The 23,332-nt window shown below is 65.7% G+C and carries 18 protein-coding genes and 1 tRNA gene; 10 read left to right on the top strand and 9 right to left on the bottom strand.

Annotated features, from left to right (window positions below; translation table 11 throughout):
• The 4 genes from hutH to ada form a co-directional block, all read right to left on the bottom strand.
• The gene (gene hutH / locus AC56K1_RS06540) at nt 1-1,548 is read right to left on the bottom strand and encodes a histidine ammonia-lyase (RefSeq protein WP_497157031.1); all 1,548 of its coding nucleotides are present in this window, start codon (nt 1,546-1,548) and stop codon (nt 1-3) included.
• Between the two features lie 10 nt (nt 1,549-1,558).
• Nucleotides 1,559-3,274, bottom strand: a complete 1,716-nt coding sequence (hutU, locus tag AC56K1_RS06545; RefSeq protein WP_497157032.1) for a urocanate hydratase — start codon at nt 3,272-3,274, stop codon at nt 1,559-1,561.
• Between the two features lie 121 nt (nt 3,275-3,395).
• On the bottom strand, nt 3,396-5,066 hold the full coding sequence (locus AC56K1_RS06550; protein WP_497157033.1) for an amidohydrolase: 1,671 nt from the start codon (nt 5,064-5,066) through the stop codon (nt 3,396-3,398).
• Nucleotides 5,067-5,193: 127 nt separating this feature from the next.
• Nucleotides 5,194-6,258 carry a bifunctional DNA-binding transcriptional regulator/O6-methylguanine-DNA methyltransferase Ada gene (gene ada / locus AC56K1_RS06555; RefSeq protein ID WP_497157034.1) on the bottom strand — a complete coding sequence of 355 codons (1,065 nt, stop codon included), beginning with the start codon at nt 6,256-6,258 and terminating at the stop codon, nt 5,194-5,196.
• Nucleotides 6,259-6,397: 139 nt separating this feature from the next.
• On the opposite strand from ada, the gene hutC reads away from it, so the two are divergent.
• The 8 genes from hutC to AC56K1_RS06595 all read left to right on the top strand — a co-directional run bounded on the left by hutC (nt 6,398) and on the right by AC56K1_RS06595 (nt 13,010).
• Nucleotides 6,398-7,114 carry a histidine utilization transcriptional repressor HutC gene (gene hutC / locus AC56K1_RS06560; RefSeq protein WP_497157035.1) on the top strand — a complete coding sequence of 239 codons (717 nt, stop codon included), beginning with the start codon at nt 6,398-6,400 and terminating at the stop codon, nt 7,112-7,114.
• A 132-nt stretch (nt 7,115-7,246) separates the two neighbouring features.
• A complete protein-coding gene (locus AC56K1_RS06565; protein WP_497157036.1) occupies nt 7,247-7,648 on the top strand; it encodes a response regulator in 402 nt (133 codons plus the stop codon).
• A gap of 241 nt (nt 7,649-7,889) precedes the next feature.
• On the top strand, nt 7,890-8,216 hold the full coding sequence (trxA, locus tag AC56K1_RS06570) for a thioredoxin TrxA (protein ID WP_497157037.1): 327 nt from the start codon (nt 7,890-7,892) through the stop codon (nt 8,214-8,216).
• A 142-nt stretch (nt 8,217-8,358) separates the two neighbouring features.
• Nucleotides 8,359-9,621 carry a transcription termination factor Rho gene (gene rho, locus AC56K1_RS06575; RefSeq protein ID WP_497157038.1) on the top strand — a complete coding sequence of 421 codons (1,263 nt, stop codon included), beginning with the start codon at nt 8,359-8,361 and terminating at the stop codon, nt 9,619-9,621.
• A 383-nt stretch (nt 9,622-10,004) separates the two neighbouring features.
• Nucleotides 10,005-10,274, top strand: a complete 270-nt coding sequence (locus AC56K1_RS06580) for a type B 50S ribosomal protein L31 (RefSeq protein ID WP_497126787.1) — start codon at nt 10,005-10,007, stop codon at nt 10,272-10,274.
• 130 nt (nt 10,275-10,404) lie between these two features.
• Entirely contained in the window at nt 10,405-12,126 is a 1,722-nt protein-coding gene (locus AC56K1_RS06585; protein WP_497157039.1) for an ArnT family glycosyltransferase, read from the top strand.
• Nucleotides 12,127-12,362: 236 nt separating this feature from the next.
• Nucleotides 12,363-12,830, top strand: a complete 468-nt coding sequence (locus AC56K1_RS06590) for a hypothetical protein (protein WP_497157040.1) — start codon at nt 12,363-12,365, stop codon at nt 12,828-12,830.
• Between the two features lie 95 nt (nt 12,831-12,925).
• Nucleotides 12,926-13,010, top strand: a tRNA-Leu gene (locus AC56K1_RS06595).
• Between the two features lie 603 nt (nt 13,011-13,613).
• Here the strand turns inward: AC56K1_RS06595 and AC56K1_RS06600 are convergent.
• Nucleotides 13,614-14,384, bottom strand: coding sequence for a substrate-binding periplasmic protein (locus AC56K1_RS06600; protein WP_497157041.1), 771 nt, complete (start codon nt 14,382-14,384; stop codon nt 13,614-13,616).
• A gap of 221 nt (nt 14,385-14,605) precedes the next feature.
• Between AC56K1_RS06600 and AC56K1_RS06605 the strand changes: the two genes are divergently transcribed.
• A complete protein-coding gene (locus AC56K1_RS06605; protein WP_497157042.1) occupies nt 14,606-17,923 on the top strand; it encodes an MHYT domain-containing protein in 3,318 nt (1,105 codons plus the stop codon).
• 23 nt (nt 17,924-17,946) lie between these two features.
• Nucleotides 17,947-18,939: a response regulator gene (locus AC56K1_RS06610; protein ID WP_497157043.1), complete on the top strand. Its 993-nt coding sequence runs from the start codon at nt 17,947-17,949 to the stop codon at nt 18,937-18,939.
• Nucleotides 18,940-19,019: 80 nt separating this feature from the next.
• Here AC56K1_RS06610 and AC56K1_RS06615 read toward each other — a convergent pair whose 3' ends face one another.
• From AC56K1_RS06615 to gmd, 4 genes are read right to left on the bottom strand one after another with little or no spacing between them, the layout of a single operon-like run.
• Nucleotides 19,020-20,189: a glycosyltransferase family 4 protein gene (locus AC56K1_RS06615; RefSeq protein ID WP_497157044.1), complete on the bottom strand. Its 1,170-nt coding sequence runs from the start codon at nt 20,187-20,189 to the stop codon at nt 19,020-19,022.
• A 9-nt stretch (nt 20,190-20,198) separates the two neighbouring features.
• Entirely contained in the window at nt 20,199-21,338 is a 1,140-nt protein-coding gene (locus tag AC56K1_RS06620; protein ID WP_497157045.1) for a glycosyltransferase family 4 protein, read from the bottom strand.
• A complete protein-coding gene (locus tag AC56K1_RS06625; RefSeq protein WP_497157046.1) occupies nt 21,335-22,267 on the bottom strand; it encodes a GDP-mannose 4,6-dehydratase in 933 nt (310 codons plus the stop codon). The genes AC56K1_RS06620 and AC56K1_RS06625 overlap by 4 nt, the downstream gene beginning before the upstream one ends.
• A gap of 10 nt (nt 22,268-22,277) precedes the next feature.
• Nucleotides 22,278-23,321 (bottom strand): GDP-mannose 4,6-dehydratase, encoded by a 1,044-nt coding sequence (gene gmd / locus AC56K1_RS06630; protein ID WP_497157047.1) that lies wholly within the window; start codon nt 23,319-23,321, stop codon nt 22,278-22,280.
• Nucleotides 23,322-23,332 lie beyond the last annotated feature (11 nt).

The raw sequence follows: 23,332 nt of genomic DNA on the forward strand, positions 1-23,332 counted from the left end.
TTAAGGGTGCAGCGCTACAAACAATTCCTTGATTGATGCCGACAACTCGCCGTTCACCACCATCTTGCGTGCGGCCTCGATGTCCGGCGCGAAGAAGCGGTCGGCGTCATACGGCGCTACCCGTTCACGCAGCTGGGCGTGCACGTGCTCCAGGTGCTGCGAGGTGGTCAAGGGACGGTGGAATTCGATGCCCTGGGCCGCCGCCAGCAGCTCGATTCCCACGATCACCGACGTATTGTGCGCCATCTGGTCCAGACGGCGCGCCGCGAAGGTGGCCATGCTGACATGGTCTTCCTGGTTGGCCGAGGTCGGCAGGCTGTCGACGCTGGCCGGATGGGCCAGCGACTTGTTTTCGGAAGCCAGCGCGGCCGCGGTGACGTGGGCGATCATGAAGCCCGAGTTCAGGCCCGGCTCGCGCACCAGGAAGGCCGGCAGGCCGGACAGGTTGGCGTCGATCAGCAGAGCGATGCGGCGCTCGCTCAGCGCCCCGATCTCGGCGATGGCCAGCGCCAGCGTGTCGGCGGCAAAGGCCACCGGCTCGGCGTGGAAGTTACCGCCCGAGATGATGGCCCCGTCGTCAGGAAACAGCAGCGGGTTGTCGGTCACGGCATTGGCTTCGATCAACAGGGTGCGGCCGGCGTTGGCAATGATGTCCATCGCCGCGCCCATGACTTGCGGCTGGCAGCGCAGGCTGTACGGGTCCTGCACGCGTTCGTCGCCCACCAGGTGCGAGGCGCGGATCGCGCTGCCTGCCACCAGCTCGCGGTAGATGCCGGCGGCCGTGATCTGGCCCGGCTGGCCGCGCACCGCGTGGATGCGCGCGTCGAACGGCGCATCGCTGCCGCGGGCGGCGTCGAGCGACAGCGCGCCGGCGACCATGCCCGCCTCCAGCACGCGCTCGGCCATGAACAGGCCGTGCAGCGCCAGCGCGGTCGAGACCTGGGTGCCGTTGATCAGGGCCAGGCCTTCCTTGGCGACCAGGGTCACCGGTTCGATGCCGGCCGCTTTCAGTGCGTCCGTCGCTTCGACGATTTCGCTTTTGTAGCGCACCGGCCCCACGCCCAGCATGGCGAGGGTCATGTGGGCCAGCGGCGCCAGGTCGCCCGAGGCGCCGACCGAACCCTGGCAGGGAATCGCCGGCATGATGCCCGCGTTGTACAGGGCAATCAGGGTTTCGATGATCACCGGGCGCACGCCCGAATAGCCGCGCGCCAGGCTGCCGATCTTGGTCAGCACGATCAGGCGCACGATGTTGTCGTCGATGAGCGGACCGGTGCCGACCGCGTGCGACAGGATCAGGTTGCGCTGGAGCGTGGCCAGCTGGTCGTTCGGGATGTGGGCCTTGGCCAGGATGCCGAAACCGGTGTTGATGCCGTAGGCCGGGTCGCCCTTGGCGACGATGGCATCGACCAGCGCGAGGGAGGCTTCGATCGCCGGCCATGCGCTTTGCGCGAGCGCGAGCGGCGCGTGGCCGGCCCAGACCGCGCGCAGGTCGGAAAGGGTGAGCTGGCCAGGTTGCAGGGTGATGCCGTGGTTCGATTTGTTCATGCTGTGACTCTTATTTGATCATCGGGAGGTTCAGGCCATTGCGCTTGGCCGTGTCGATCGCACTCTGGTAGCCGGCGTCGGCATGGCGCATCACGCCCGAGCCGCTGTCGTTGACCAGCACGCGCGCCAGGCGCTCGGCGGCGGCGTCGGTGCCGTCGGCCACGATTACCACGCCCGAGTGCTGCGAATAGCCCATGCCCACGCCGCCGCCATGGTGCAGCGAGACCCAGGTGGCGCCGCCGGCGGTATTGAGCAAGGCGTTGAGCAGCGGCCAGTCGGACACCGCGTCGGTGCCGTCGCGCATGGCTTCGGTCTCGCGGTTCGGGCTGGCGACCGAGCCGGTGTCGAGGTGGTCGCGGCCGATCACGATCGGCGCCTTCAGCTCGCCGGTGCGCACCATTTCGTTGAAGGCCAGGCCGGCGATGTGGCGCTCGCCCAGTCCCAGCCAGCAGATGCGCGCCGGCAGGCCCTGGAAGGCGATGCGCTCGCGCGCCATGTCGAGCCAGCGGTGCACCTGCGCGTGGTGCGGGAACAGCTCCTTGATCTTGGCATCGGTTTTATAGATATCTTCCGGGTCGCCCGACAGCGCCACCCAGCGGAACGGGCCGCGGCCCTCGCAGAACTGGGGACGGATATAGGCCGGCACGAAGCCCGGGAAATCGAAGGCGTTCTCGACGCCCTCGTCCTTGGCCACCTGGCGGATGTTGTTGCCGTAGTCGACGGCGTAGGAGCCCATCGCCTTGAAGTCGAGGATGGCGCGCACGTGGACCGCGCAGGATGCGGCGGCCGCCGCTTTCAGGCGCGCATGCTGCGAAGGGTCCTGCTGGGCGGCCTTCCATTCCTCCACCGTCCAGCCGCTCGGCAGGTAGCCGTTGATCAGGTCATGCGCGGAGGTCTGGTCGGTGACCAGATCGGGCTTGATGCCGCCGGCCTTGGCGCGGCGCACCAGCTCGGGCAGCACGTCGGCGGCATTGCCGAGCAGGCCGATGGAGACCGCTTCGCGGCGTTCGGTTGCGTCCTTGATCATCGCCAGGGCCTCGTCGATGTCCTTCGCCTGCTTGTCGAGGTAGCGGGTGCGCAGGCGGAAGTCGATGCTGGTCTGCTGGCATTCGATGTTGAGCGAAACCGCGCCCGCGAAGCTCGCGGCCAGCGGCTGGGCGCCGCCCATGCCGCCCAGGCCGGCGGTCAGGATCCAGCGGCCACTCATGGTCCCACTGAGGTCGCCGCCGAAGTGCTGGCGGCCGGCTTCGGCGAAGGTTTCATAAGTGCCCTGCACGATGCCCTGGGTGCCGATGTAGATCCAGCTGCCGGCGGTCATCTGGCCGTACATGAACAGGCCCTTGCGGTCCAGCTCATTGAAGTGTTCCCAGTTGGCCCATTTCGGCACCAGGTTGGAGTTCGCCAGCAGCACGCGCGGCGCGTCCGGGTGGGTGCGGAACACGCCGACCGGCTTGCCGGACTGGATCAGCAGGGTTTCGTTGTCTTCGAGTTCGCGCAGCGAGGCCAGGATCTGGTCGTAGCATTCCCAGTTGCGCGCGGCGCGGCCGATGCCGCCGTAGACCACCAGCGCCTGCGGGTTCTCCGCGACCTCGGCGTCGAGGTTATTCTGGATCATGCGGTAGGCGGCTTCGGTGAGCCAGCTCTTGCAGCTCAGTTCGGTGCCGCGCGGGGCGCGGATGGAGCGCGTCGGGTCGAAGCGCGGGTCGGTGGAAGTTGGCTGGGTCATGGCGGCTCCTGGGTTGGAAGTGCAGCGATGAAGTCTAGGTTGTCTATACAACCAAGTCAACCCGATTTTTGCAGGGTGGCCGGCTTGGCCGACCACCCTGCGGGTTACGTCGATTCATGCGTTATTTCTTGAACACCTGCTTGCCGCCCACCCAGGTCTCCAGCACGCCGGTCTTGTGGATGTCATACGTCGGCATCCGGAACAGATCGCGGTCGATCACGATGAAGTCGGCGTGCTTGCCCGGCTCCAGCGAACCGAGGCTGGTCTCCTGGTGGCCGGCATAGGCGGCGTCCAGCGTGAAGCAGCGGAAGGCTTCCTTCAGCGACATCGCCTGGTTCGGGTACCAGCCGGCGACCGGCTGGCCGCCGGCGTCCATGCGCGTCACCGCCGCGTGGATGCCGAAGAAGGGATTCGGCGACTCCACCGGGAAGTCGGAACCGCAGGCGATGCGCGAGCCCTGGTGCAGGAAGCTGCGCCAGGCATAGGCGCCCTTGATGCGTTCCGCGCCGACGCGGGTTTCGGCCATGTTCTTGTCCGAAGTCGCGTGGGTCGGCTGCATCGACGGGATGATGCCCAGCGACTGGAAGCGCGGGATGTCCTGCAAGGCCACGACTTGCGCGTGCTCGATGCGATGGCGCTGCGCGCCGCTTTTTGTGGCGGCGACTTCCTTTTTATAGATGTCGAGGATCTGCTTGTTGCCGGCGTCGCCGATCGCGTGCACGTTGACCTGGTAGCCCTTGCGCATGGCCTTGGTCATCATGGCATCCATCTGCGCGGTCTTGAAGAACAGCAGGCCGTGCGAATGCGGCTCGTCGCTGTACGGCTTGATGAGCGCCGCGCCGCGGCTGCCCAGTGCCCCGTCGGAATACAGCTTCACTGCGCGCAGTGCGTACATGCCGTCGGCGTAATCGCGCAGCGGGCCATTTTTTGCCAACTGGTCAAAATCCTTGTCGGTGCCGCCGATCATGGCGTAGACGCGCGCAGTGAGCTTCTTGTTGTCGGCGTAGCCGCGGTACAGGCGGTCCTCCGCCACGCCGATGCCGGCGTCGTGCACGGCGGTGAGGCCCACGCGCGCGAGTTCCTGCAGCGAACGGTCCAGCACCGTTCTGGCCTCGGCTTCCGTCTGCGCCGGCATGACCTTGGTCACCAGCTCCTGCGCGGCGTCGACCAGCACGCCGGTGGCTTCGCCGTTCGCGTCGCGCTGAATCTTGCCGCCGGCCGGATCGGGCGTGGACTTGGTGATGCCGGCCAGCGCCAGCGTGCGGCTGTTGGCCCAGCCGGCGTGGCCGTCGACGCGCTCCAGCCATACCGGGCGGCTTGATTCGACCGGGTCGAGGTCAGCGGCGGTCGGGAAGCGGCCCAGCTTCCAGTTTTCCTGGTTCCAGCCGCGGCCGCGAATCCAGGCCAGGCCCGAGTTCGAGCGTGCATAAGTGGCGATGGCGCGCGTGGCGTCCGCCAGCGAGGTGGTGCCGGAGAGGTCGAGCTGGGTCAGCTGCTGGCCCAGGCCGAACACGTGGCCGTGGGCGTCGATCAGGCCCGGCAGCACGGTGCGCCCGCCCATGTCGACCTGGCGCGCGCCCTTTGCTTTCGCCGCGACCTCGGCGGCCGTGCCGACCGCCGTGATGCGGCCCTTGTCGTCGTAGGCCAGCGCGCTGAACTGCACCAGCTCGCCCTTGCTGTTGAGGGTGTAGCCGTTGGCATTCGTGATGACCGTGTCGGCATGCGCCGATGACAGGACGCCGAGGCCGGCAAGGACAATCAGGGAAGACAGGGGGATCCGGCGCGCGCGCATAGGCTTTTCTTTTCTCCGTGTTGGATGGATTCGACGCCTTGTGGGCGTGGCACGGAGCAGTGTATAGGAATGCAGGCAGCGGGAAAAGCGCCTCAGCCGGCGTCGTGAAACACCACCGCATCGCCGATCATTGACCCGCCTCGCGTTCGAGCAGCGTGCGCTTGCGCTCGACGCCCCAGCGGTAGCCGGACAGCGCGCCGTCAAGCCGCACCACGCGGTGGCAGGGAATCGCCACGGCCACCGGGTTCGCCGCGCAGGCCCCGGCCACAGCGCGTGCGCCAGTCGCCAGGCCGATGCGCTCGGCCAGCTCGGCATAGCTGACGGTGGAGCCGGCCGGCACCGCGCGCAGCGCTTCCCACACGCGGCGCTGGAAGGCGGTGCCGCGCACGTCCAGCGGCAAGTCCAGGCCCAGGCCGGGCGCCTCCACAAAACCGACCACCTGCGCCACAGTGCGTTCGAATTCCGGTTCCGCCCCTGCCAGTTCGGCCTGCGGGAAGCGCTCCTGCAAATCGCGCAGCAGCGGTTCGGGTTCGTCGCCGATCAGGATCGCGCAGATCCCGCGCTCGGTCGCGGCCACCAGGATGGCGCCGAGGGAGCAGGCACCCACCGCAAAGCGGATGGTCTCGCCCTTCCCGCCCGCGCGGTAGCGGCCAGGCGTCATGCCGAGTTCGCCGGTGCTGGCTTCGTAGAAGCGCCCGCTCGAATTAAAACCGGCGTCATACAGCGCATCGGTGACGCTCGGCGCGCTTGCCAGTCCCTGCTGCAGGCGCGCCGAGCGGCGTGCGCTGACATAGGCTTTCGGCGTAATCCCGGTCTGCGCCTTGAAGATGCGGTGGAAGTGGAAGCGGCTCATGCCGACGGCCTGCGCCAGGGTATCGAGGTCGGGCGCCTCTTCGGCTTCGTCGATCAGGCGGCAGGCGCGCGCCACGGCCTGCGCCTGGCGTTCTGCCAAGGGCGGCAGCGCCGGGTGGCAGCGCTGGCAGGCGCGGAAGCCCGCAGCTTCGGCGGCGGCGCAACTGGCGTGGAAAGCGACATTCGTCCGCAACGCGCCGCGCGACGGACACGAAGGCCGGCAATAGACGCCGGTCGTGCGCACAGAATAATAAAACTGGCCGTCGGCATCGGGGTCGCGCCGCTGCACGGCGACCCAGCGTGCGTCATCGGTGTCGTAAAGGCTGGTCATGGCGTTCATGGTGGCGTCCAGGTAAGGTGCGATGGAGACAGCCTAAGCTGCTTCCCCGCCCCAGGCACTCCGGGTCTTGCTTTCGAATTGCAATGCTAGAATCGATGCTCATGGCATACCTGGCGTCATCGCCTTCCCGGAGAGTAGTTTGGAAGACCCCATCGCGCAAGACAGCACCCCCATTTTCCAGCGTATCAAGGATTACCTGGTCGGCGAGATCGCGTCCGCACGCTGGAAGGAAGGCGAACTGGTGCCCTCCGAGCAGGCGCTGGTGCGCCAGTTCGGGGTCTCGCGCATGACGGTCAACCGCGCGGTGCGCGAGCTTACCGCCGAGGGCGTGCTCACGCGCCGCCAGGGTTCGGGCACCTATGTGGCGCCGCAGAAGTACCAGGCCACCCTGGTCGAAATCCGCAACATCGCCGACGAGATCCGTGCGCGCGGGCGCGCCCACCGCAGCGACCTGCGCCTGCTGCGCGAGGAAACGGCCGGCATCGAGCTGGCCGCCGAATTCGAGCTGGCGCCCGGCGGGCGGCTCTATCATTCGACCATCGTCCACTTCGAGAACGACGTGCCGATCCAGGTCGAAGACCGCTGGGTCAATCCGGCCTGCGCGCCACACTACCTGGAACAGGACTTCAGCACGATCACGCCGAACGAGCACCTGATGGTGGCCGCGCCGCTGCAGGGCGCCACCTACGGCATCGAAGCCCAGCCGGCGCCTGGCGAGATTGCCGCCATGCTGGCGATCGAGGCCGGCCTGCCCTGCCTGGTGCTGCACCGCCGCACCACCTCGGGCGGGCGGGTGGCCTCGGTGGCGACGATGTGGCATCCGGGCCACCTGGCGCGCTTCACCGGCAGCGTCTGACGCATCGTCCAACCTGGCTCGCCTGACTATTGAGCAACACTCACGCAACACTAGTTGTTCAATATTTCCACGAGAGTGGAAAACTTCGCCATAATGGCCCCGGTCCAACCGCAGCCATTTTTTTTCCGTCCAATGAACCCACCGACTTCGTCCACGCCGCACGCCGCGCCCCAGCGCGTACTGCTGCTCGACGACGACCGGTTCATGCTGGCGCTCCTGCGCGACATGCTGGAGGGCTTCGGCCCCTTCGACGTGCACGCCGAATCCGACGCGCGTAGTGCGCTGGCCGAGCTGCCGCGCCACCTGCCCGACCTCGTGATCTGCGACCTCGCCATGCCCGAGATGGACGGCATCGAATTCCTGCAGGCCGCGGCCAGCCAGGGATTCAGCGGGCGGGTGATCGTGGTGTCGGCGCTGGACGACAGCCTGCGCAACGCCGCCACCGAGCTGGCGCGCGCCCTCGGGCTGCAGGTGGCAGGGGCCTTCCGCAAGCCGGTCGCGGCCGAGCAGCTGCGCCTTGCGGTGCAATGTTAAGATTTTGTACAAACCTGCCCACACTTTTTAAAAAAATGGGGTATTATTCCGCACATCCCCGCCTGACACCCCCTTGCCGTCCTTCCATATTGAATTGTGCACACAGTGCCTCCACCATTGTGTAGCGGTTAGTCATTCAGTGGCAATGCGCGATAAGCGATGCACGGAAGCCGGCCGGGACGACGCAGGATCGGCATTGGCCGCCAGGCGTTAATTGATCCTTACCTCTTTTGAGGAACCTATGAGCGAAAACATTAAACACATCAGCGATGCAAACTTCGATACCGAAGTGCTCAAATCCGAGCTTCCGGTTTTGGTAGACTTCTGGGCCGAGTGGTGCGGTCCGTGCAAGATGATTGCACCTATCCTCGAAGAAGTCGCAAAAGAATACGAAGGCAAGCTGCTCATCGCTAAAGTGGATGTCGACGCGAACCAGGCCGTACCGGCCAAGTTCGGCATCCGCGGCATCCCGACCCTGATCCTGTTCAAGAACGGTGAAGCGGCGGCGCAAAAAGTTGGCGCAATGGCCAAGGGTCAACTGACCCAGTTTATCGACAGCAACATCTGATACCATAGCGACGGCAGCGCGCCCGCGTTGCCGTCATTATCGGGAAGCCTCGCTCCGGCGCTTCCCAACTGACGCAGTTAAACGAACCCACGTCGTTCCCTCCCCTACCTTTACTTTCCCGTCACGGGACACCCACACAAACATGCATTTATCTGAACTGAAGGCAATGCACGTCTCCGCGCTGCTGGAGATGGCTATCGGCCTCGACATCGACAACGCAGCACGCCTGCGCAAACAGGAACTGATGTTCGCGATCCTGAAGAAGCGCGCCAAAGGCGGCGAGCAGATCTTCGGCGACGGCGCCCTTGAGGTGCTGCCGGACGGCTTCGGCTTCCTGCGCTCGCCGGACGCCAGCTACATGGCCTCGACCGACGACATCTACATCTCGCCGTCGCAGATCCGCCGGTTCAACTTGCATACGGGTGACTCGATCGAAGGGGAAGTGCGTACGCCGAAAGACGGCGAGCGCTACTTCGCCCTGGTCAAGGTGGACAAGGTCAACGGCGAATCGCCGGAAGCCTCGAAGCACCGCATCCTGTTCGAAAACCTGACCCCGCTGCACCCGAACGAGCCGCTGCGCCTCGAGCGCGACATGAACGGCCAGGAGAACATCACCGGCCGCATCATCGACCTGATCTCGCCGATCGGCAAGGGCCAGCGCGGCCTGCTGGTGGCCTCGCCGAAGTCGGGCAAGTCGGTCATCCTGCAGCATATCGCCCACGCGATTACCGCCAACCATCCCGACTGCACCCTGATCGTGCTGCTGATCGACGAGCGCCCGGAAGAAGTGACCGAGATGCAGCGTTCGGTGCGCGGCGAAGTCGTCGCCTCGACCTTCGACGAACCGGCCACCCGCCACGTGCAGGTCGCCGAGATGGTGCTGGAAAAAGCCAAGCGCCTGGTCGAGATGAAGAAAGACGTGATCATCCTGCTCGACTCGATCACCCGCCTGGCGCGCGCCTACAACACCGTGATCCCGGCTTCGGGCAAGGTGCTGACCGGTGGTGTCGACGCCAACGCGCTGCAGCGTCCGAAGCGCTTCTTCGGCGCAGCCCGTAACGTCGAAGAAGGCGGCTCGCTGACCATCATCGCCACCGCGCTGATCGAAACCGGCTCGCGCATGGACGACGTGATCTACGAAGAATTCAAGGGCACCGGCAACATGGAAGTGCACCTCGAGCGCCGCCTGGCCGAGAAGCGCGTCTACCCGGCGATCAACCTGAACAAATCGGGTACCCGCCGCGAAGAACTCCTGATCAAGCCGGACCAGCTGCAAAAGATCTGGATCCTGCGCAAGCTCCTGTACTCGATGGACGAGATCGAAGCGATGGAGTTCATCCTCGACAAGATGCGCGCGACCAAGAACAATGTCGAATTCTTTGACATGATGCGCCGCGGCGGCTGATAGTCGACGCAGCGACGCGCGAGAGGCGGCCTTCGGGCCGCTTTTTTTGTTTGGGGAGTTCGTACGGTGTGCTGCACATCGCTACCGCAATTTGCTTCGCTAACTTAAAAGCCGTCATTCCCTCCAGGTTCGTGGCCTGCCAGTTACATCAAACGTAAGCAATTTGTACGCAAAAATTGGGTTCCCGCCTACGGGGGAACGACGGGCTAACAAAGAAACAGCGTTGTGTGAACGCGCCCGGCGCAGGGATAGCGTTGCCTCCGCGCCTAAACCAATTTATAATCTTCGGTTCAGTCCACCCTGGCAAGTGATCGGCAATCGGGTCAAGAAGCAGGACGACCGACGAAGTGCTGTTTGGCTACCAACTCTTAGAAAGCAATACCATGAAGAACGATATCCACCCAAATTACCGTGAAGTTGTGTTCCACGACCTGTCGTGCGACTTCAAGTTCATCACCCGTTCGACCATCAACACCCGCGAAACGATCCAGCACGAAGGCAAAGAATACCCGCTGATCAAGATCGAAGTCTCGGCTGAATCGCACCCGTTCTTCACCGGCAAGCACAAGATCGTCGACACCGCTGGCCGCGTCGAGAAGTTCCGCCAGAAGTTCGGTGCAGTCGGTTCGAAGACCGCCGTCGCCAACGGCTAATTCGCCACAGCACGACATGCACACCCGGGCCCTTGCGCCCGGCGTTGCCAGAGAAGAAGCCGGTTCACCGGCTTCTTTTTTTTCGCGGCTATACTACGCGACTATTCTCATCTTGCAACAGACTACCCCGATGAAACCCGTCCGCCTCCCTGCCGCCGCTACCCTGGCGCTGCCCCGCTGGGCCCTGCTCGCGCTGGGCATGCTGTACATCCTGCCGGGCCTGATCGGCCGCGACCCGTGGAAGGAAGACGCCGGTCCCTTCGGCATCATGTGGACCATGGCGCATGGAGGCCTGCACGACTGGCTGTACCCGAACATCGCCGGCCTGGCGGCAAGCCATGAGGGCCCGCTGGCGTTCTGGCTCGGCGCCCTGTGCATCAAGCTGTTTGGCTGGATACTGGGCGACGTGCTGGCCGCGCGCGTCTCGACCATCGGCATTTTTGTTACGGGCGCCATGTCGCTCTGGTACACCGCCTTTCACCTCGGCCGCCGCGCCGAGGCCCAGCCGCTGCGCCTGGCCTTCGGCGGCCAGCCCGAACCCGACGACTATGGCCGCACCCTGGGCGACACCGCCGTCCTGATCTACCTCGGCTGCCTCGGCCTGCTGGTGCAGAGCCACCTGACGCTGTCGGCCACGCTGCAGGGCGCCCTGCTCGCCTATTTCCTGTACCGCGCGGTGCGCTATGTCGAGAGCGCCACCACCCGCAATGCCGTGCTGGTCGGCCTGTCGCTGGGGCTGCTGACGCTCACGCGCGGCATCATGCCGCCAGTGGTGCTGGTGCTGGCCCTGTTCGCCTGCACGCGCTACCTCAAGCTGCAGACCGCGGCCAGCTTGCGCCATCTGGGCATTGCCGCAGGTGTCGGATTTCTTATCACCCTGGCCTGGATCGTCCCGGCCGCACTGGTCCAGCCCTTCGGGCTGTCGCCGGTGGGCGAGTGGCTGAGCTGGAACGCGGCCCAGGTCGCGCTGCCCGGCGCGGCTTCGCTCAAGGGCTTCTTCCGCATCGGCGTGTGGTTCTTCTGGCCGGCCTGGCCGTTCGCGCTGTGGGCGACCTGGGCCTGGCGCCGCCAGCAGCACCTGCTGCATATCGTGATGCCGGTGATGTTCTTCCTGGCCCTGATGCTGCTGATGCTGTGCGATCCGGAACCGGAAAACGCCGACTTCCTCAAGATGCTCGCGCCCCTGGCGCTGATGGCCGCTTTTGGTTTGCCGACCATGAAGCGCGGCACCATCAATGCGATCGACTGGTTCTCGGTGATGGTGCTGACCATCCTGGGCGCGCTGATCTGGCTGTTCTGGATCGCCAAGCTCACCGGCTGGCCGGCCCAGCTGGCTAAGAATGCGCTCAAGCTGGTGCCCGGCTTCAAGCCAGAAGTGGGCATCATCGCCTTCCTGGTGGCGGCCGCCGCCAGCATCGGCTGGATCATGCTGGTCCACTGGCGCCTGTCGCGCCAGCCCTCGGTGCTGTGGCGCGCGGTGGTGCTCTCGTCGAGCGGCCTGATCCTGGTGTGGGTGCTCCTGATGACCCTGTTCCTGCCGGACCTGAACTACAGCAAGAGCTACGCCGGCGTAGCCCAGCAGATCGCGGCGCGCCTGCCAGCCGACGCCGGCTGCATCGACACCAATGTCGGCCCGGCCCAGCGCGCCTCGTTCGCCTATTTCGGGCGCCTGCCCTTCGCCAGCCTGGCGGGCGGGGAATGCAATTACGTGCTGCTCCAGGACAGCATCAGGAACCGCGATGACAACATCCTGGCGCGCCGCTACGGGGTGCGCGGCGCGGCTGTGCTGTGGGAGGGCCGGCGCGCCTCCGACCGCGACGAACGCTTTCGCTTATTCCGCCGCAGCCGCTGAGTTTTATGGCTGCTTGAAAGCCGCCCGCGTCATCGCCGGCGGCTTTTTTCATTTCTGGCACGATTCGTGCATGGTTTATCCACCAGTGCGCGCCACGCCAGCCTGATATGAGAACCTACGCCTTGATGGCAGTGCGTTTGAGCGGAGTCAACTTCTCCGTCTGGTTGGTGGTCAGAATAATACGGTCGCTTTGTCGTGCGGTCCCACTGGTCAAGCAGCGCTGCGAGGAGATAGTCATGAAAAGCGTTACGTTTTCGGAAATTGTTCGGGTCCACGAACGGCCCTTTTTTCTCGGCCGGCGCGGAACCTGGCGTCAGCTGCTACCCTGGGTGCTGACCCTGGCGCTGGGCCTGCCCCTGTTGATGCTGGTGCTGCACTTTATCGACCCGGCCACGCCCTTGCCCTTCATCATCCTGCCGGCGCTTGCGGGCGGGCTCATGCCCGTTGCCATGATGGGCCCGGGCCGCTTCGAGATGAACACCCGTGTCGACGCCCGCCACATGATCAGCACGCTCGACGACGCCCTGACCTCGCTGGGCTACCGCCGCACCGCCTCCGAAACCGATCACATCAGCTATTTCCGCCCACGGCCCTGGCTGCGCGGCCGCGAAGGCGCGATCGAGGTCGCCGTCACGCCCACTGCCTTGCAGGTCATCGGCCCAGTCGGCAGCCTGCGCCTGCTCCAGCAGCGCATTGCCTGCTGAGCCGATTCCGGGGCCATGAAGGCATATCCATCCGGGAGCGCGACGGTACTGGTCAGCGAGGCAAGGGGTGTGCTAAGATTCGCGCCTGCTGTTGGGCCTCTGTGGCGGAATTGGTAGACGCACTTGACTCAAAATCAAGCGCCGTAAGGCGTGCCGGTTCGATTCCGGCCGGAGGCACCACCCCAACAACCAGCACCACCCGTCATCGGCAGTTCCCCGTCCTTCCCCGATTCACCACGGTCCAACGCGGCTGTAAAATTTCCCGACAACATCCTGCATGCGGCCTCACCTGCATATAGCCGGGTAAGGCATATTTATCCATTGCATTTATTTACGCGTTCCGTGATTCAGGTGACATGGATATTTGCTCTCCGACCGGCGCTGCTATCCGTTTTCACGATCTGTTTTATCATTTACCTGTCTGCCTATTGTTTCGTCGATAAATTTTACAGATGAAGTAAAAACAAGACTTTCCCATCCTTAAGCATCGGATATTGTAGAGAAAAATGTTGATAGAACGTTAATTGCTTAACAATTAGCTCCACCACTCTTGCAACTATCTTTCATGCTCAAGAAAATCCTCGTTCTGGCAAGCAAGCGCATTCCTGTATCCCGCGCATCGTCCCGACCCAGAACGTGCCCGAACCGGGCAGCCTGGCACTGCTGGCGCCGGCGCCGTGGCGGTGTTGCGCTTTGGCAGGAGCAAGCGGCCTGCTTGAGCCACTCAGTCTCCTGAAGAAACAAGAAAGGGTGACGCGCTCTCGCTACATCACCCTTTTTCGTTCAGCGCCGCCTGGCCGGCATCCAGCGTTCATACAGGCGCTCGATGCGCCGCCCCGTGCCATCTTGTGCGATCTGGTCGAAGGCCGTGTTCAGCCGCGCGATCACGTCATTCGGCACGGCCCGGTTGCAGGCCAGATAGACGCCAATTTCATTGAAGACGAGCAGCGGCACGATCGTCTTGTCGTAGCCATAGCGCGCCAGCACGGTGCTGCCGCTGCGCAGGCTCGCCGCCCATAAATCGATGCGCCCCAGCATCAGCTTCTGCGGATTGGACAAATCGTTCGACGTCGGGTCGGTGGTAAAGCCGCGTTCGCGCAAATACGCGTCGCGCGCATCGCCGTTGTAGGTGCCGATGCGCAGGCCCCGCGCATCCTCGAGCGTGCGCAGCTGCAGCTTGCGGTCGGCGCGCCCGACCAGCACCCACTGGGCAATATCGGTCGGGCCGACCCATTTGAACAGCGGCTCGCGGTCGGGCGTGCGGGTGGTGGAATACACGCAGGCATCCGGCCGTTGCAGCGCCGCATTGTAGGCGCGCTTCCAGGGCAGCATCTCGATCGTGTAGGCGACGCCGGCGCGGTCCATGGCTTCGCGCACCTTGTCGGTGGCAATGCCCACCACCCGCCCCCCATCGAGCATGCTCGACGGCGCGGACGGTTCGGTCGCGATGAAGAGGCGCGGCTGTGCCGACGGCGCTGGCGCAGGCGCCGGCGCAGCACAAGCCAGACCGCCGAGGCCGGTCATGACCACGGCGAAAAATCGATTGAACAACATGCTCGCACCCCACGGACGACGCCTGCGCGCCGATAAATACAGCATATCAGGATGGCGTAAATTTCCACACTGCATGTGACAAGAGGTGGTGTCTATACGACACAAAGCCTCCAAACCCACATGATTCCTGCATTCAACAAGACTTTCCCCTATGGAAATGAGATACTGCCAAGAAACTTTCGGGCGCCTCTCATGCCCAAATTACGCAAAAAAAGCCGACCATGATGCAATTATTTTCGGTGCCGGATGATCCGTCGCTGCTGACTTTTGGCGCGCACGACCCGCGCTTCGTGCTGCTGTCGGTCCTGATCGCCATCTTCTCGTCATGGATGGGCCTGCAGATTGCCGGCCAGGCCGCGGCCAGCCGCACCCACCGCGCGATTGTCCTCGGCAGCGGCAGCCTGGCCCTGGGCGCCGGCGTCTGGGCCATGCACTTCATTGGCATGCTGGCTTTTAACCTGTGCACGCCGATCACCTACGATCCGCTCACTACCATCCTGTCGGCCCTGCCGAGCATCGGCGCCTCGGCCGTGGCCCTGTCGCTGATCTCGCGCCAGCGCCTGGGCCCGGTAGGCCTCCTGATCGGCGGCGTCGTGGTCGGCGCCGGCATCGGCGCGATGCACTATTCCGGCATGGCCGGCATGCGCATGAGCCTGCAATTGCGCTACGACCCGGCCATGTTCGCGCTGTCGATCGTGGTCGCCGTCGTGCTGGCCACGGTGGCGCTGGGCGTGCGCTTCGGCCTGTCGCGCTTCAAGTCGCTGGGCAAATCGCGCCGCCTGCTGCTGGCGGCCATCGTGATGGGCTGCGCCATCGCCGGCATGCACTATACCGGCATGGCCGCCGCGCGCTTCGTCGGCCAGGTGGCGCCGGGCGGTGGCGGCTCCTCGAACAGCTCCTTCCTGGCGCTGGCGATCTCGCTCACCACCGTGATCTTCACCGGCCTGGTCCTGGCCGCCAACGGCCTGCTGCGCTACCGCCAGATGTTCCTCGAACTGCAGCGCAGCGAAGCCTGGATGCGTGCCCTGCTCACCACGACCATCGACGGCGTCATCACGATCGGGCGCGACGGCATCGTCACCGAATTCAACGCCTCGGCCGAACGCATCTTTGGCTGGCAGCGCGACGAGATCGTCGGCCGCAGCGTAAGCATCTTGATCGCCGACGAAGACACTACGGCGCACGACGGCCTGCTCGGCTTCCTGCGCGACGGCCATTCGGCCGCCCTGTCGAAAGGCAGCGAAGTGCTGGGCCGGCGCAAGGACGGCAGCCTGGTGCCGGTGCGCCGCGCGATCGGCCACGCGCGCGTGGACCAGCAGGACCTGTACGTCTGCTTCATCACCGACATCAGCGAACGCCGCGCCATCATGCAGGCGCTGCACGCCAGCGAGCAGCAGTTCCGTTCCCTGATCGGCAACATCCCCGGCATCTCCTTCCGCAGCGCGCTCGACGGCGACTGGCCGATGGTCTTCATCAGCGACGCGGTCGAACGCGTCACCGGCTACCCGGCCGCCGATTTCCTGGGCACGCCGCCGCGCCGCACCTTCGGCACCTTGATCCATGCAACCGACCGCGTGCGCGTGGCCGCCGAAGTGGGCCTCGCGCTGCGCGAAGAGCGTCCCTATCTGGTCGAATACCGCCTGCTGCACGCCGGCGGCGGCGTGCGCTGGCTGTGGGAAAACGGCAGCGGCGTGCGCAACGACCAGGGCGAGCTGTCCTGGCTGGATGGCGTCATCCTCGACATCACCGAGCGCCGCGAGATGGAAGAAGCGCTGCGCAAAGCCAAGGAAAAGGCCGAGCAGGCCGCCGCCGCGCGCGCCTCCTTCGTGGCCAACATGAGCCACGAGATCCGCACCCCGATGAACTCGATCCTGGGCTTCACCGACGTGCTGCTCGACGGGGAACTGGACAAGGACCAGCGCCGCCACCTCGACACCATCCGCAGCGCCGGCCGCGCCCTGCTGCGCCTGCTCAACGAAATCCTCGATACCGCCAAGCTGGACAAAGGCGCGGTGGAGCTCGAGCAGAACGACTATAACCTGCTGTCGCTGATCGACGAACTCTCGTCGACGCTGGCCGCGAACGCGCGCGCCAAGGGCCTGCACCTCGACATCCACTACGACCCGGCGCTGCCGACCGGCCTGCGCGGCGATGAACTGCGCGTGCGCCAGGTGCTGACCAACCTGATCGACAACGCGATCAAGTTCACGCCGCAGGGGACCGTCACGCTGCGCGTCGGGGCGGAAGGCGACCAGCTGTGCATCGCCGTGGCCGACACGGGTATCGGCATCGCGCCGGACCGCCTGCAGGCGATCTTCGACCCCTTCACCCAGGCCGACGCCTCGATGACGCGCCGCTTCGGCGGCACGGGCCTGGGCACCACGATCTGCAAGCAGCTCGTCGAGCTGATGGGCGGCCGGATCTGGGCCGAGAGCGAGCCAGGCAAGGGCACCACCTTCCACGTGCGCCTGCCGCTGGTGCTGGCGCGCTTTGCCCAACAGGCGCCGCGCGTGCGCAGCGCCGCCGTGCTGCCGCCGCTGCGCGTGCTGGCTGCCGACGACGTGCCGCAGAACCTGGAACTGATGCAGCTCCTGCTGTCGCGCCGCGGCCATACGCTCACGGCCGTGTCGGACGGCGCCGCCGTGGTCGAACAGGCCGCCTCCGGCGAATTCGACCTGATCCTGATGGATTTCCAGATGCCGGTGCTCGACGGCCTCTCCGCCACCAGCGCGATCCGCGCCCACGAAGCCACGACTGGCCGCACGCGCGTGCCGGTGATCGCGATGACCGCCAGCGTGCTGGCCGAGCACCGTCGTGCCAGCGCCGACGTGGGCATGGACGGTTTCGCCAGCAAGCCGGTCGACTGGTTCACCCTGTCGCATGAGATCGCGCGCGTGCTGGGCCTGTCGCAGGGCGGCGCCGACAAGGACACCGACGGCATCCCGGGCCCGGCGCGCGAGGTGCTGAACCGCCGCGTCGGCCTGCGCCGCTGGGCCGACAAGGAAGACGTCTACCTCGAGGCGCTCGAGCATTTCGGCCGCCAGTACGCCGATCTCGCCACGACGCTGAAACTGCATGCGGCCGGCGGCGCCCACCAGGAACTGCGCATGCTGGCGCACAAGGTACGCGGCGTGGCCGCCAACGTGGGCCTGGAACAGCTGTCCGATGCGCTTTCCAAGCTCGAACAAGCGACCAACACCGTGCCGACCGACGAGCGCGAAGCTGCCGGCGCACTGGAGAGCTCGACCGCCGCCCTGGACCAGGCACTGGCTGCGATCCGCGAAGGCAGCGCCCAGCCGGCGGCGTCGGAAGCGGCTGCCGGCGTCGACTTGGCGCGCGCCCACCGCGCCGGCAACCTGCTGCTGCAGGCCCTGCGCCGCGGGGCGCTGGACGATGCCGCGCTGGCCGGGCTGGCCACGGCGCTGGCCGGCCACCCGGCCGCGCCGCGCGTCGCCCAAGTGCAGGGCGCAATCGGCGATTTCGAATTCGACCTCGCCCTGGAACAGCTCGAGGCCGTGATGGCCACGCTGGGCGAATAAGACCAACATCAGGACGTACTCGCATGACCCAACCGAACAACCGGCCGCTGATCCTCGCGGTCGATGACGAGGCCAGCAACCTCCAGTTGCTGCGCCAGATCCTGCAGGACCACTACCGCCTGCTGTTCGCCAAGGACGGCGCGCGCGCGCTCGAACTGGTGCGCCAGGAACATCCCGACCTGATCCTGCTGGACGTGATGATGCCGGGGATGTCCGGCTACGAAGTCTGCGCCGCGCTCAAGGCCCATCCGGCGACGGCCTCGATCCCGGTGATCTTCGTGACCGCCCTGACCGACACCGCCGACGAGCTGGAAGGCTTCAACGCCGGCGCGGTCGACTACATCACCAAGCCGGTCAGCCCGCCGATCGTGCGCGCGCGGGTGCGCACCCACCTGTCGCTCGTGCGCATGGACGAACTGCGCGCCACGCGCCTGGAGATCGTCCAGCGCCTTGGCCTTGCGGCCGAGTACAAGGACAACGAGACCGGCATGCACGTGATCCGCATGAGCCACTTCTCGCGCATCATCGGCATCGCCGCCGGCATGTCCGAAGCGGAAGCCGACGACCTGCTGCACGCCGCGCCGATGCACGACGTCGGCAAGATCGGCATCCCCGACCGCATCCTGCAAAAACCCGGGCCATTGGATGCGGACGAGTGGAAGATCATGCAGAGCCACGTGACGATCGGCGCCGAGATCATCGGCGAGCACGATGGCGGCATGCTGGCGCTGGCGAGCCAGATCGCCCTGACCCATCACGAGAAATACGACGGCAGCGGCTACCCGCGCGGGCTGCGCGGCGACGAGATCCCACTGGCCGGCCGCATCGTGGCGATCGCCGACGTGTTCGATGCGCTCACCTCCAAGCGGCCGTACAAGAAGGCGTGGACCGAAGAAGAAGCGCTGGTCTTCCTGCGCGAGCAGCGCGGGCGCCATTTCGATCCGGCGCTGGTGGATTTGTTCCTCGGACAAATGGATGCGGTGCGCACGGTCCAGCAGCGCTGGGCAGAGGCGTAATCGATCACGCGGACCGTCGGTCCGCGTGATCGCATGCGTTCATTTTCGTTGAAACACCGGCGCGGACCGCCGGCCATCGATTACCGCGTCGGCGGCAAACCCGCCAACCCGACGCCGGTCCCCGCACTGGCCGGCGCCTTGCGCGCCACCAGCTCCTGGTACAGGGCCGTGTAATTCGCCGCCATCTGCTCCGACGTGAACAGCTCGTGGTAGCGTGCCTCGGCCTGCGCGCCCATGCGGCGCGTGAGCTCGGGGCTTTCCCACAGCGTGTGCAAGGCACCGCGCAGGGCCTGCGGGTCGGACGGGGGCAAGGCCAGGCCGGTCTCCCCGCCGATGTTGATATAGGTGGTGCCGGTGCCGATCTCGCAGGAGATCATGGCCTTGCCGTACATCGCGCCCTCCAACAGCGAGATGCCGAAGGCTTCCGAACGCAGGTGCGAGGGGAAAGCGAGCGCGTAGCACAGCGTGAGCAGCGCCGCCTTGTCGGCTTCGTCCAGTGCGCCGGTGAACACCACGTTGCTCAAGCCCAGGCGCGCGGCCTGTTCCTTCAGCGCCTGCTCTTCCGGGCCGGTGCCGACGATCACGATCGGGTAGTTGAGCCCCTTGGCTGCCTCGAGCAGGATGTGCAGGCCCTTGTAATAGCGCAGCACGCCCACGAACAGGAAGAACTTCGGCCCCACGCGCGCGCGCCAGTGCGCGAGGCGGCAGGGGTCGGTGCTCGGATAGGTGGTCTTGTCCAGGCCGTAGGTGATCACGCGCGTCTTGTCGCGGTAGCGCGCCAGCACCGGCGATGAGGCCAGGTAGTTCGGCGAAGCCGCGACGATGCTGTCGACGCTGCGCAGGAAGCGGTGCTTGAGCGGCTGGTACAGGCGCAACAGGTGCTTCTGGCGCACGATGTCGGAGTGGTAGCTGACCACGGTCGGCTTCTTCACGCGTGACGCGAAGTGCGCCAGGTCCATGAAGGGCCAGGGGAAGTGGTAGTGCACGACGTCGGCCTCATTGGCCATGCGCGCCAGCGCGCCCAGCGCCTGCAGCGAGCAGGCATTCGAGGCGATTTCGAAATTCAGCGGCACGCGATGCACGGTGTGGCCGTCGAACTGGATCGGCGCCAGGTCTTTCTGGCGCGAGAGCGACAGCACGGTATTGGTCACGCCCAGGCGAGTCGTGCCGACGCACAGCTGGCGGATCACCTGTTCGATGCCGCCCACCGAGTCCGGATAGTACGTCTTGTAGAAATGAAGGACACGCATGTTGGAAGCTTACTGCGAAAGGACGGTTCGGTACACCGCGGCGGTTTGCCGTGCGGTGGCGTGCCAGGTGAGTTGTTCGGCGCGGGCGCGGCCGGCCACGATGCAGCGCGCGCGCTCGGTGCCGTCAAGGGCCAGGGTCTGCAGGGCGGCGGCCAGTTCGCCCACGTCGAGCGGGTCGACCTCGAGCGCGGCGCCTTGCGTCACTTCAGGCAGCGAGCTGGCGTTCGAGGCGACCACCGGCACGCGCGAGGCAAAGGCTTCCACCACCGGGATGCCGAAGCCTTCGTATAGCGACGGAAAGGCGAACACGCCGGCGCCCAGGAACAGGTGGCGCAGCTGGACCGGGTCGGTGAGCTTGTCGAGCCAGACGATGTTCTCGCCGTCGGCGCGCGCTTGTTCGAGGCGGGCCACCAGCTCTTCGCAGCGCCAGCCGCGCGCGCCCACCACCACCAGCGCGCGCTCCTCGCGCAGCGCCTTGGGCAGCGTGACCCAGGCGTCGAGCAGGCGGCCGACATTCTTGCGCGGCTGCAGGGTGCCGACGGTGAGGAAGTAGCCGGGCGTGAGCTTATACGCGGCCAGGGTCGCGGCCACGGCAGCGTCGTCGACTGGCTCGAGCCATTCGTCATCGACACCGCAATACACCACCGACACCCGGTTCGGGTTCACACCGAAGCACTCCACCAGCTCGTCGATGGCGAAATGCGAGAGCGCGATCACGTGGTCGGCCTTGGCGGTGGCCTTGCGCTGCAGCCAGTTTTTGACGCTGCGCAGACGCGGGTTGCACCACTCGGGATACTTGATCGGCAGCGCGTCGTGCAGGGTCGCCACCACCGGGCAGTCCATGCGCACGATGCGGTAGTCGGTGACGTGGAACAGGTCGGCCGGCATGTGCACGCGGTGGGCGCCGGGCGTGGCCAGGTCGATCAGGGAAGCGGCTTCGAAGGATTGCGGCAGCGGCTGGCCGATGCTGATGCCGGCACCGCCGCCACGCGGGCGCGGCCAGGAATACGGCAGCACGGTTGCCCCTAGAGGCGGGAGGTAGCGCATCAGGGCGCGGGTGTAGACCCCGATGCCGTCGAGACGGCCGCCGGTCAGGCCCGGTTCGATCATGGTCGTCCCGAGTCCGACGGTGAGACCGCCCTCACTCACGCCAGGTACATCCAGCGCAGCGTCTCGGACAGCGGCGTCGGTTCGAGCTGGCCGATGACGGCGGTCAGCTTGCTGTTGCTGCCGGCCAGCGTGAGCACGTCGTTGGCGCGGACAAAGGCGGGATTGACGTGCACGTCGATGTGGTAGCCGGCGATCTCGCTCATCATGTCGATCAGGTTGGCCAGCGAGTGCGATGACCCGGAGCAGACGTTGAAGGCTTCGCCGCTCGGCGCCACGGCGAGCAGGCGGCGGTAGGCGCGCGAGACCATGCGCACGTCGGAGAAGTCGCGTGCGATCGCCAGGTTGCCCAGCTCGATGCGGCGCTCGGCGCGGCGGAAGTGCGAGACGATCTTCGGGAGCAGGAAGTTCTCGGCCTGGCCCCTGCCTGTGTAGTTGAACGGGCGCGCGATGGTGATCGGCAGCTTGTCCATCCACAGGCGCGCCATGTATTCCATGGCCAGCTTGCTGACGGCGTAGTCGTTGGCCGGCGCCGGGGCCACGTTCTCGTCGATGAGGGGAACGTTGGCGTTGCCGTAGATATTCGCCGACGAAGCCAGCAGCACGCTGGTGGGCCGGTGCTGGCCGGCGGCGAGCGCCTCGAGCAGGTTGCGCGTGCCGACCACGTTGACGCGGTAGATCAGTTCGGAATTGGTATGCGCCACGAAGGCGATGCCGGCCAGGTGGGCGACGACGTCGGGCTGGACTTCGTCAACGACTCTGGCGACGGCTTCGCGGTCGCACAGGTCGAGCGGATAGACGTCGGGGCCGAGCTCTTCGCCCGGCATGACGGTGCCATATACACGGTAGCCGGCGGCGGTGAGCTCGCGCGCCAGGTAATGGCCGGTGAAGCCGCGCAGGCCCGTGATGAGCGCGCGGCGCCCCTCGCCTTCCCTCCCGCCGATGAATGCCGGGATGTCATCCGTGGCCATGCGCTCCATATCAGAACGAAAAGCCGATTTCGTTGCGACGCAGGTCGGCGTCGACCATCATCTGGCACAGTTCTTCCAGCGTGGTCTTCGGCTCCCAGCCGAGCACCTTTTTCGCCTTGGCAGGGTCGCCGATGAGCAGCTCGACTTCGGCCGGGCGGTAGAACTTGGGCGACACGCGCACCAGCGCCTTGCCGGTACGGGCGCAGTGGCCGGTTTCGTTTTCGCCGGAACCGGTGAATTCGAGCTCGATATTGGCGCTCTTGAAGGCCATGGTGACGAAATCGCGCACGGTCTCGGTGCGGTTGGTGGCCAGCACGAAGGTGTCCGGCTGGTCGGCCTGCAGGATGCGCCACATGCCTTCGACGTATTCCTTGGCATAGCCCCAGTCGCGCTTGGCGTCGAGGTTGCCCAGCTCGAGCACGTCGAGCTTGTTCAGGACGATCTTGGCGACCGAATCGGTGATCTTGCGGGTGACGAACTCGCGGCCGCGCAGCGGCGATTCGTGGTTGAACAGGATGCCCGAGGAACCGAAGATGTCGTAGGACTCGCGGTAATTGATCGTCATCCAGTGCGCGTACAGCTTGGCCACGCCGTAAGGGCTGCGCGGATAGAACGGGGTGTCTTCGACTTGCGGGACGGCCTGCACCTTGCCGAACATTTCGGAGGTGGATGCCTGGTAGAAGCGAATCTTCGGGTTGACGATGCGGATGGCCTCCAACAGGTTCACCGCGCCGATGCCGGTGATCGAGGCGGTGGCCACCGGCTGCTCGAAGGACACGCCCACAAAACTCTGCGCCGCCAGGTTGTAGACCTCGTGCGGCTGCGCCTTGTCGACCAGGCGGATGCTCGAGGACAGGTCGGTCAGGTCGTATTCGACCAGGGACAAATTCGGGTGCTTCTCGATACCAAGTTCTTCGATACGCCAGAAGTTCACGGAGCTGGAGCGGCGATAGGTGCCGGTCACGTGGTAACCCTTTTCCAGGAGGATCTGCGCCAGGTAGGCGCCATCCTGGCCGGTGATGCCAGTAATCAGGGCTCTTTTTGTTGTTTGCATGTTCTTGGATT

Source organism: Telluria sp. ZB4P37, assembly GCF_059685855.1.

Coding starts and splice junctions, on each gene's coding strand:
- AC56K1_RS06585 (WP_497157039.1), top strand. CDS start 10,405: ATGAAACCCGTCCGCCTCCCTGCCGCCGCTACCCTGGCGCTGCCCCGC.
- trxA (WP_497157037.1), top strand. CDS start 7,890: ATGAGCGAAAACATTAAACACATCAGCGATGCAAACTTCGATACCGAA.
- AC56K1_RS06565 (WP_497157036.1), top strand. CDS start 7,247: ATGAACCCACCGACTTCGTCCACGCCGCACGCCGCGCCCCAGCGCGTA.
- ada (WP_497157034.1), bottom strand. CDS start 6,258: ATGAACGCCATGACCAGCCTTTACGACACCGATGACGCACGCTGGGTC.
- AC56K1_RS06600 (WP_497157041.1), bottom strand. CDS start 14,384: ATGTTGTTCAATCGATTTTTCGCCGTGGTCATGACCGGCCTCGGCGGT.
- AC56K1_RS06625 (WP_497157046.1), bottom strand. CDS start 22,267: ATGGCCACGGATGACATCCCGGCATTCATCGGCGGGAGGGAAGGCGAG.
- AC56K1_RS06605 (WP_497157042.1), top strand. CDS start 14,606: ATGATGCAATTATTTTCGGTGCCGGATGATCCGTCGCTGCTGACTTTT.
- AC56K1_RS06615 (WP_497157044.1), bottom strand. CDS start 20,189: ATGCGTGTCCTTCATTTCTACAAGACGTACTATCCGGACTCGGTGGGC.
- AC56K1_RS06580 (WP_497126787.1), top strand. CDS start 10,005: ATGAAGAACGATATCCACCCAAATTACCGTGAAGTTGTGTTCCACGAC.
- rho (WP_497157038.1), top strand. CDS start 8,359: ATGCATTTATCTGAACTGAAGGCAATGCACGTCTCCGCGCTGCTGGAG.
- gmd (WP_497157047.1), bottom strand. CDS start 23,321: ATGCAAACAACAAAAAGAGCCCTGATTACTGGCATCACCGGCCAGGAT.
- AC56K1_RS06590 (WP_497157040.1), top strand. CDS start 12,363: ATGAAAAGCGTTACGTTTTCGGAAATTGTTCGGGTCCACGAACGGCCC.
- hutU (WP_497157032.1), bottom strand. CDS start 3,274: ATGACCCAGCCAACTTCCACCGACCCGCGCTTCGACCCGACGCGCTCC.
- hutH (WP_497157031.1), bottom strand. CDS start 1,548: ATGAACAAATCGAACCACGGCATCACCCTGCAACCTGGCCAGCTCACC.
- AC56K1_RS06550 (WP_497157033.1), bottom strand. CDS start 5,066: ATGCGCGCGCGCCGGATCCCCCTGTCTTCCCTGATTGTCCTTGCCGGC.
- AC56K1_RS06610 (WP_497157043.1), top strand. CDS start 17,947: ATGACCCAACCGAACAACCGGCCGCTGATCCTCGCGGTCGATGACGAG.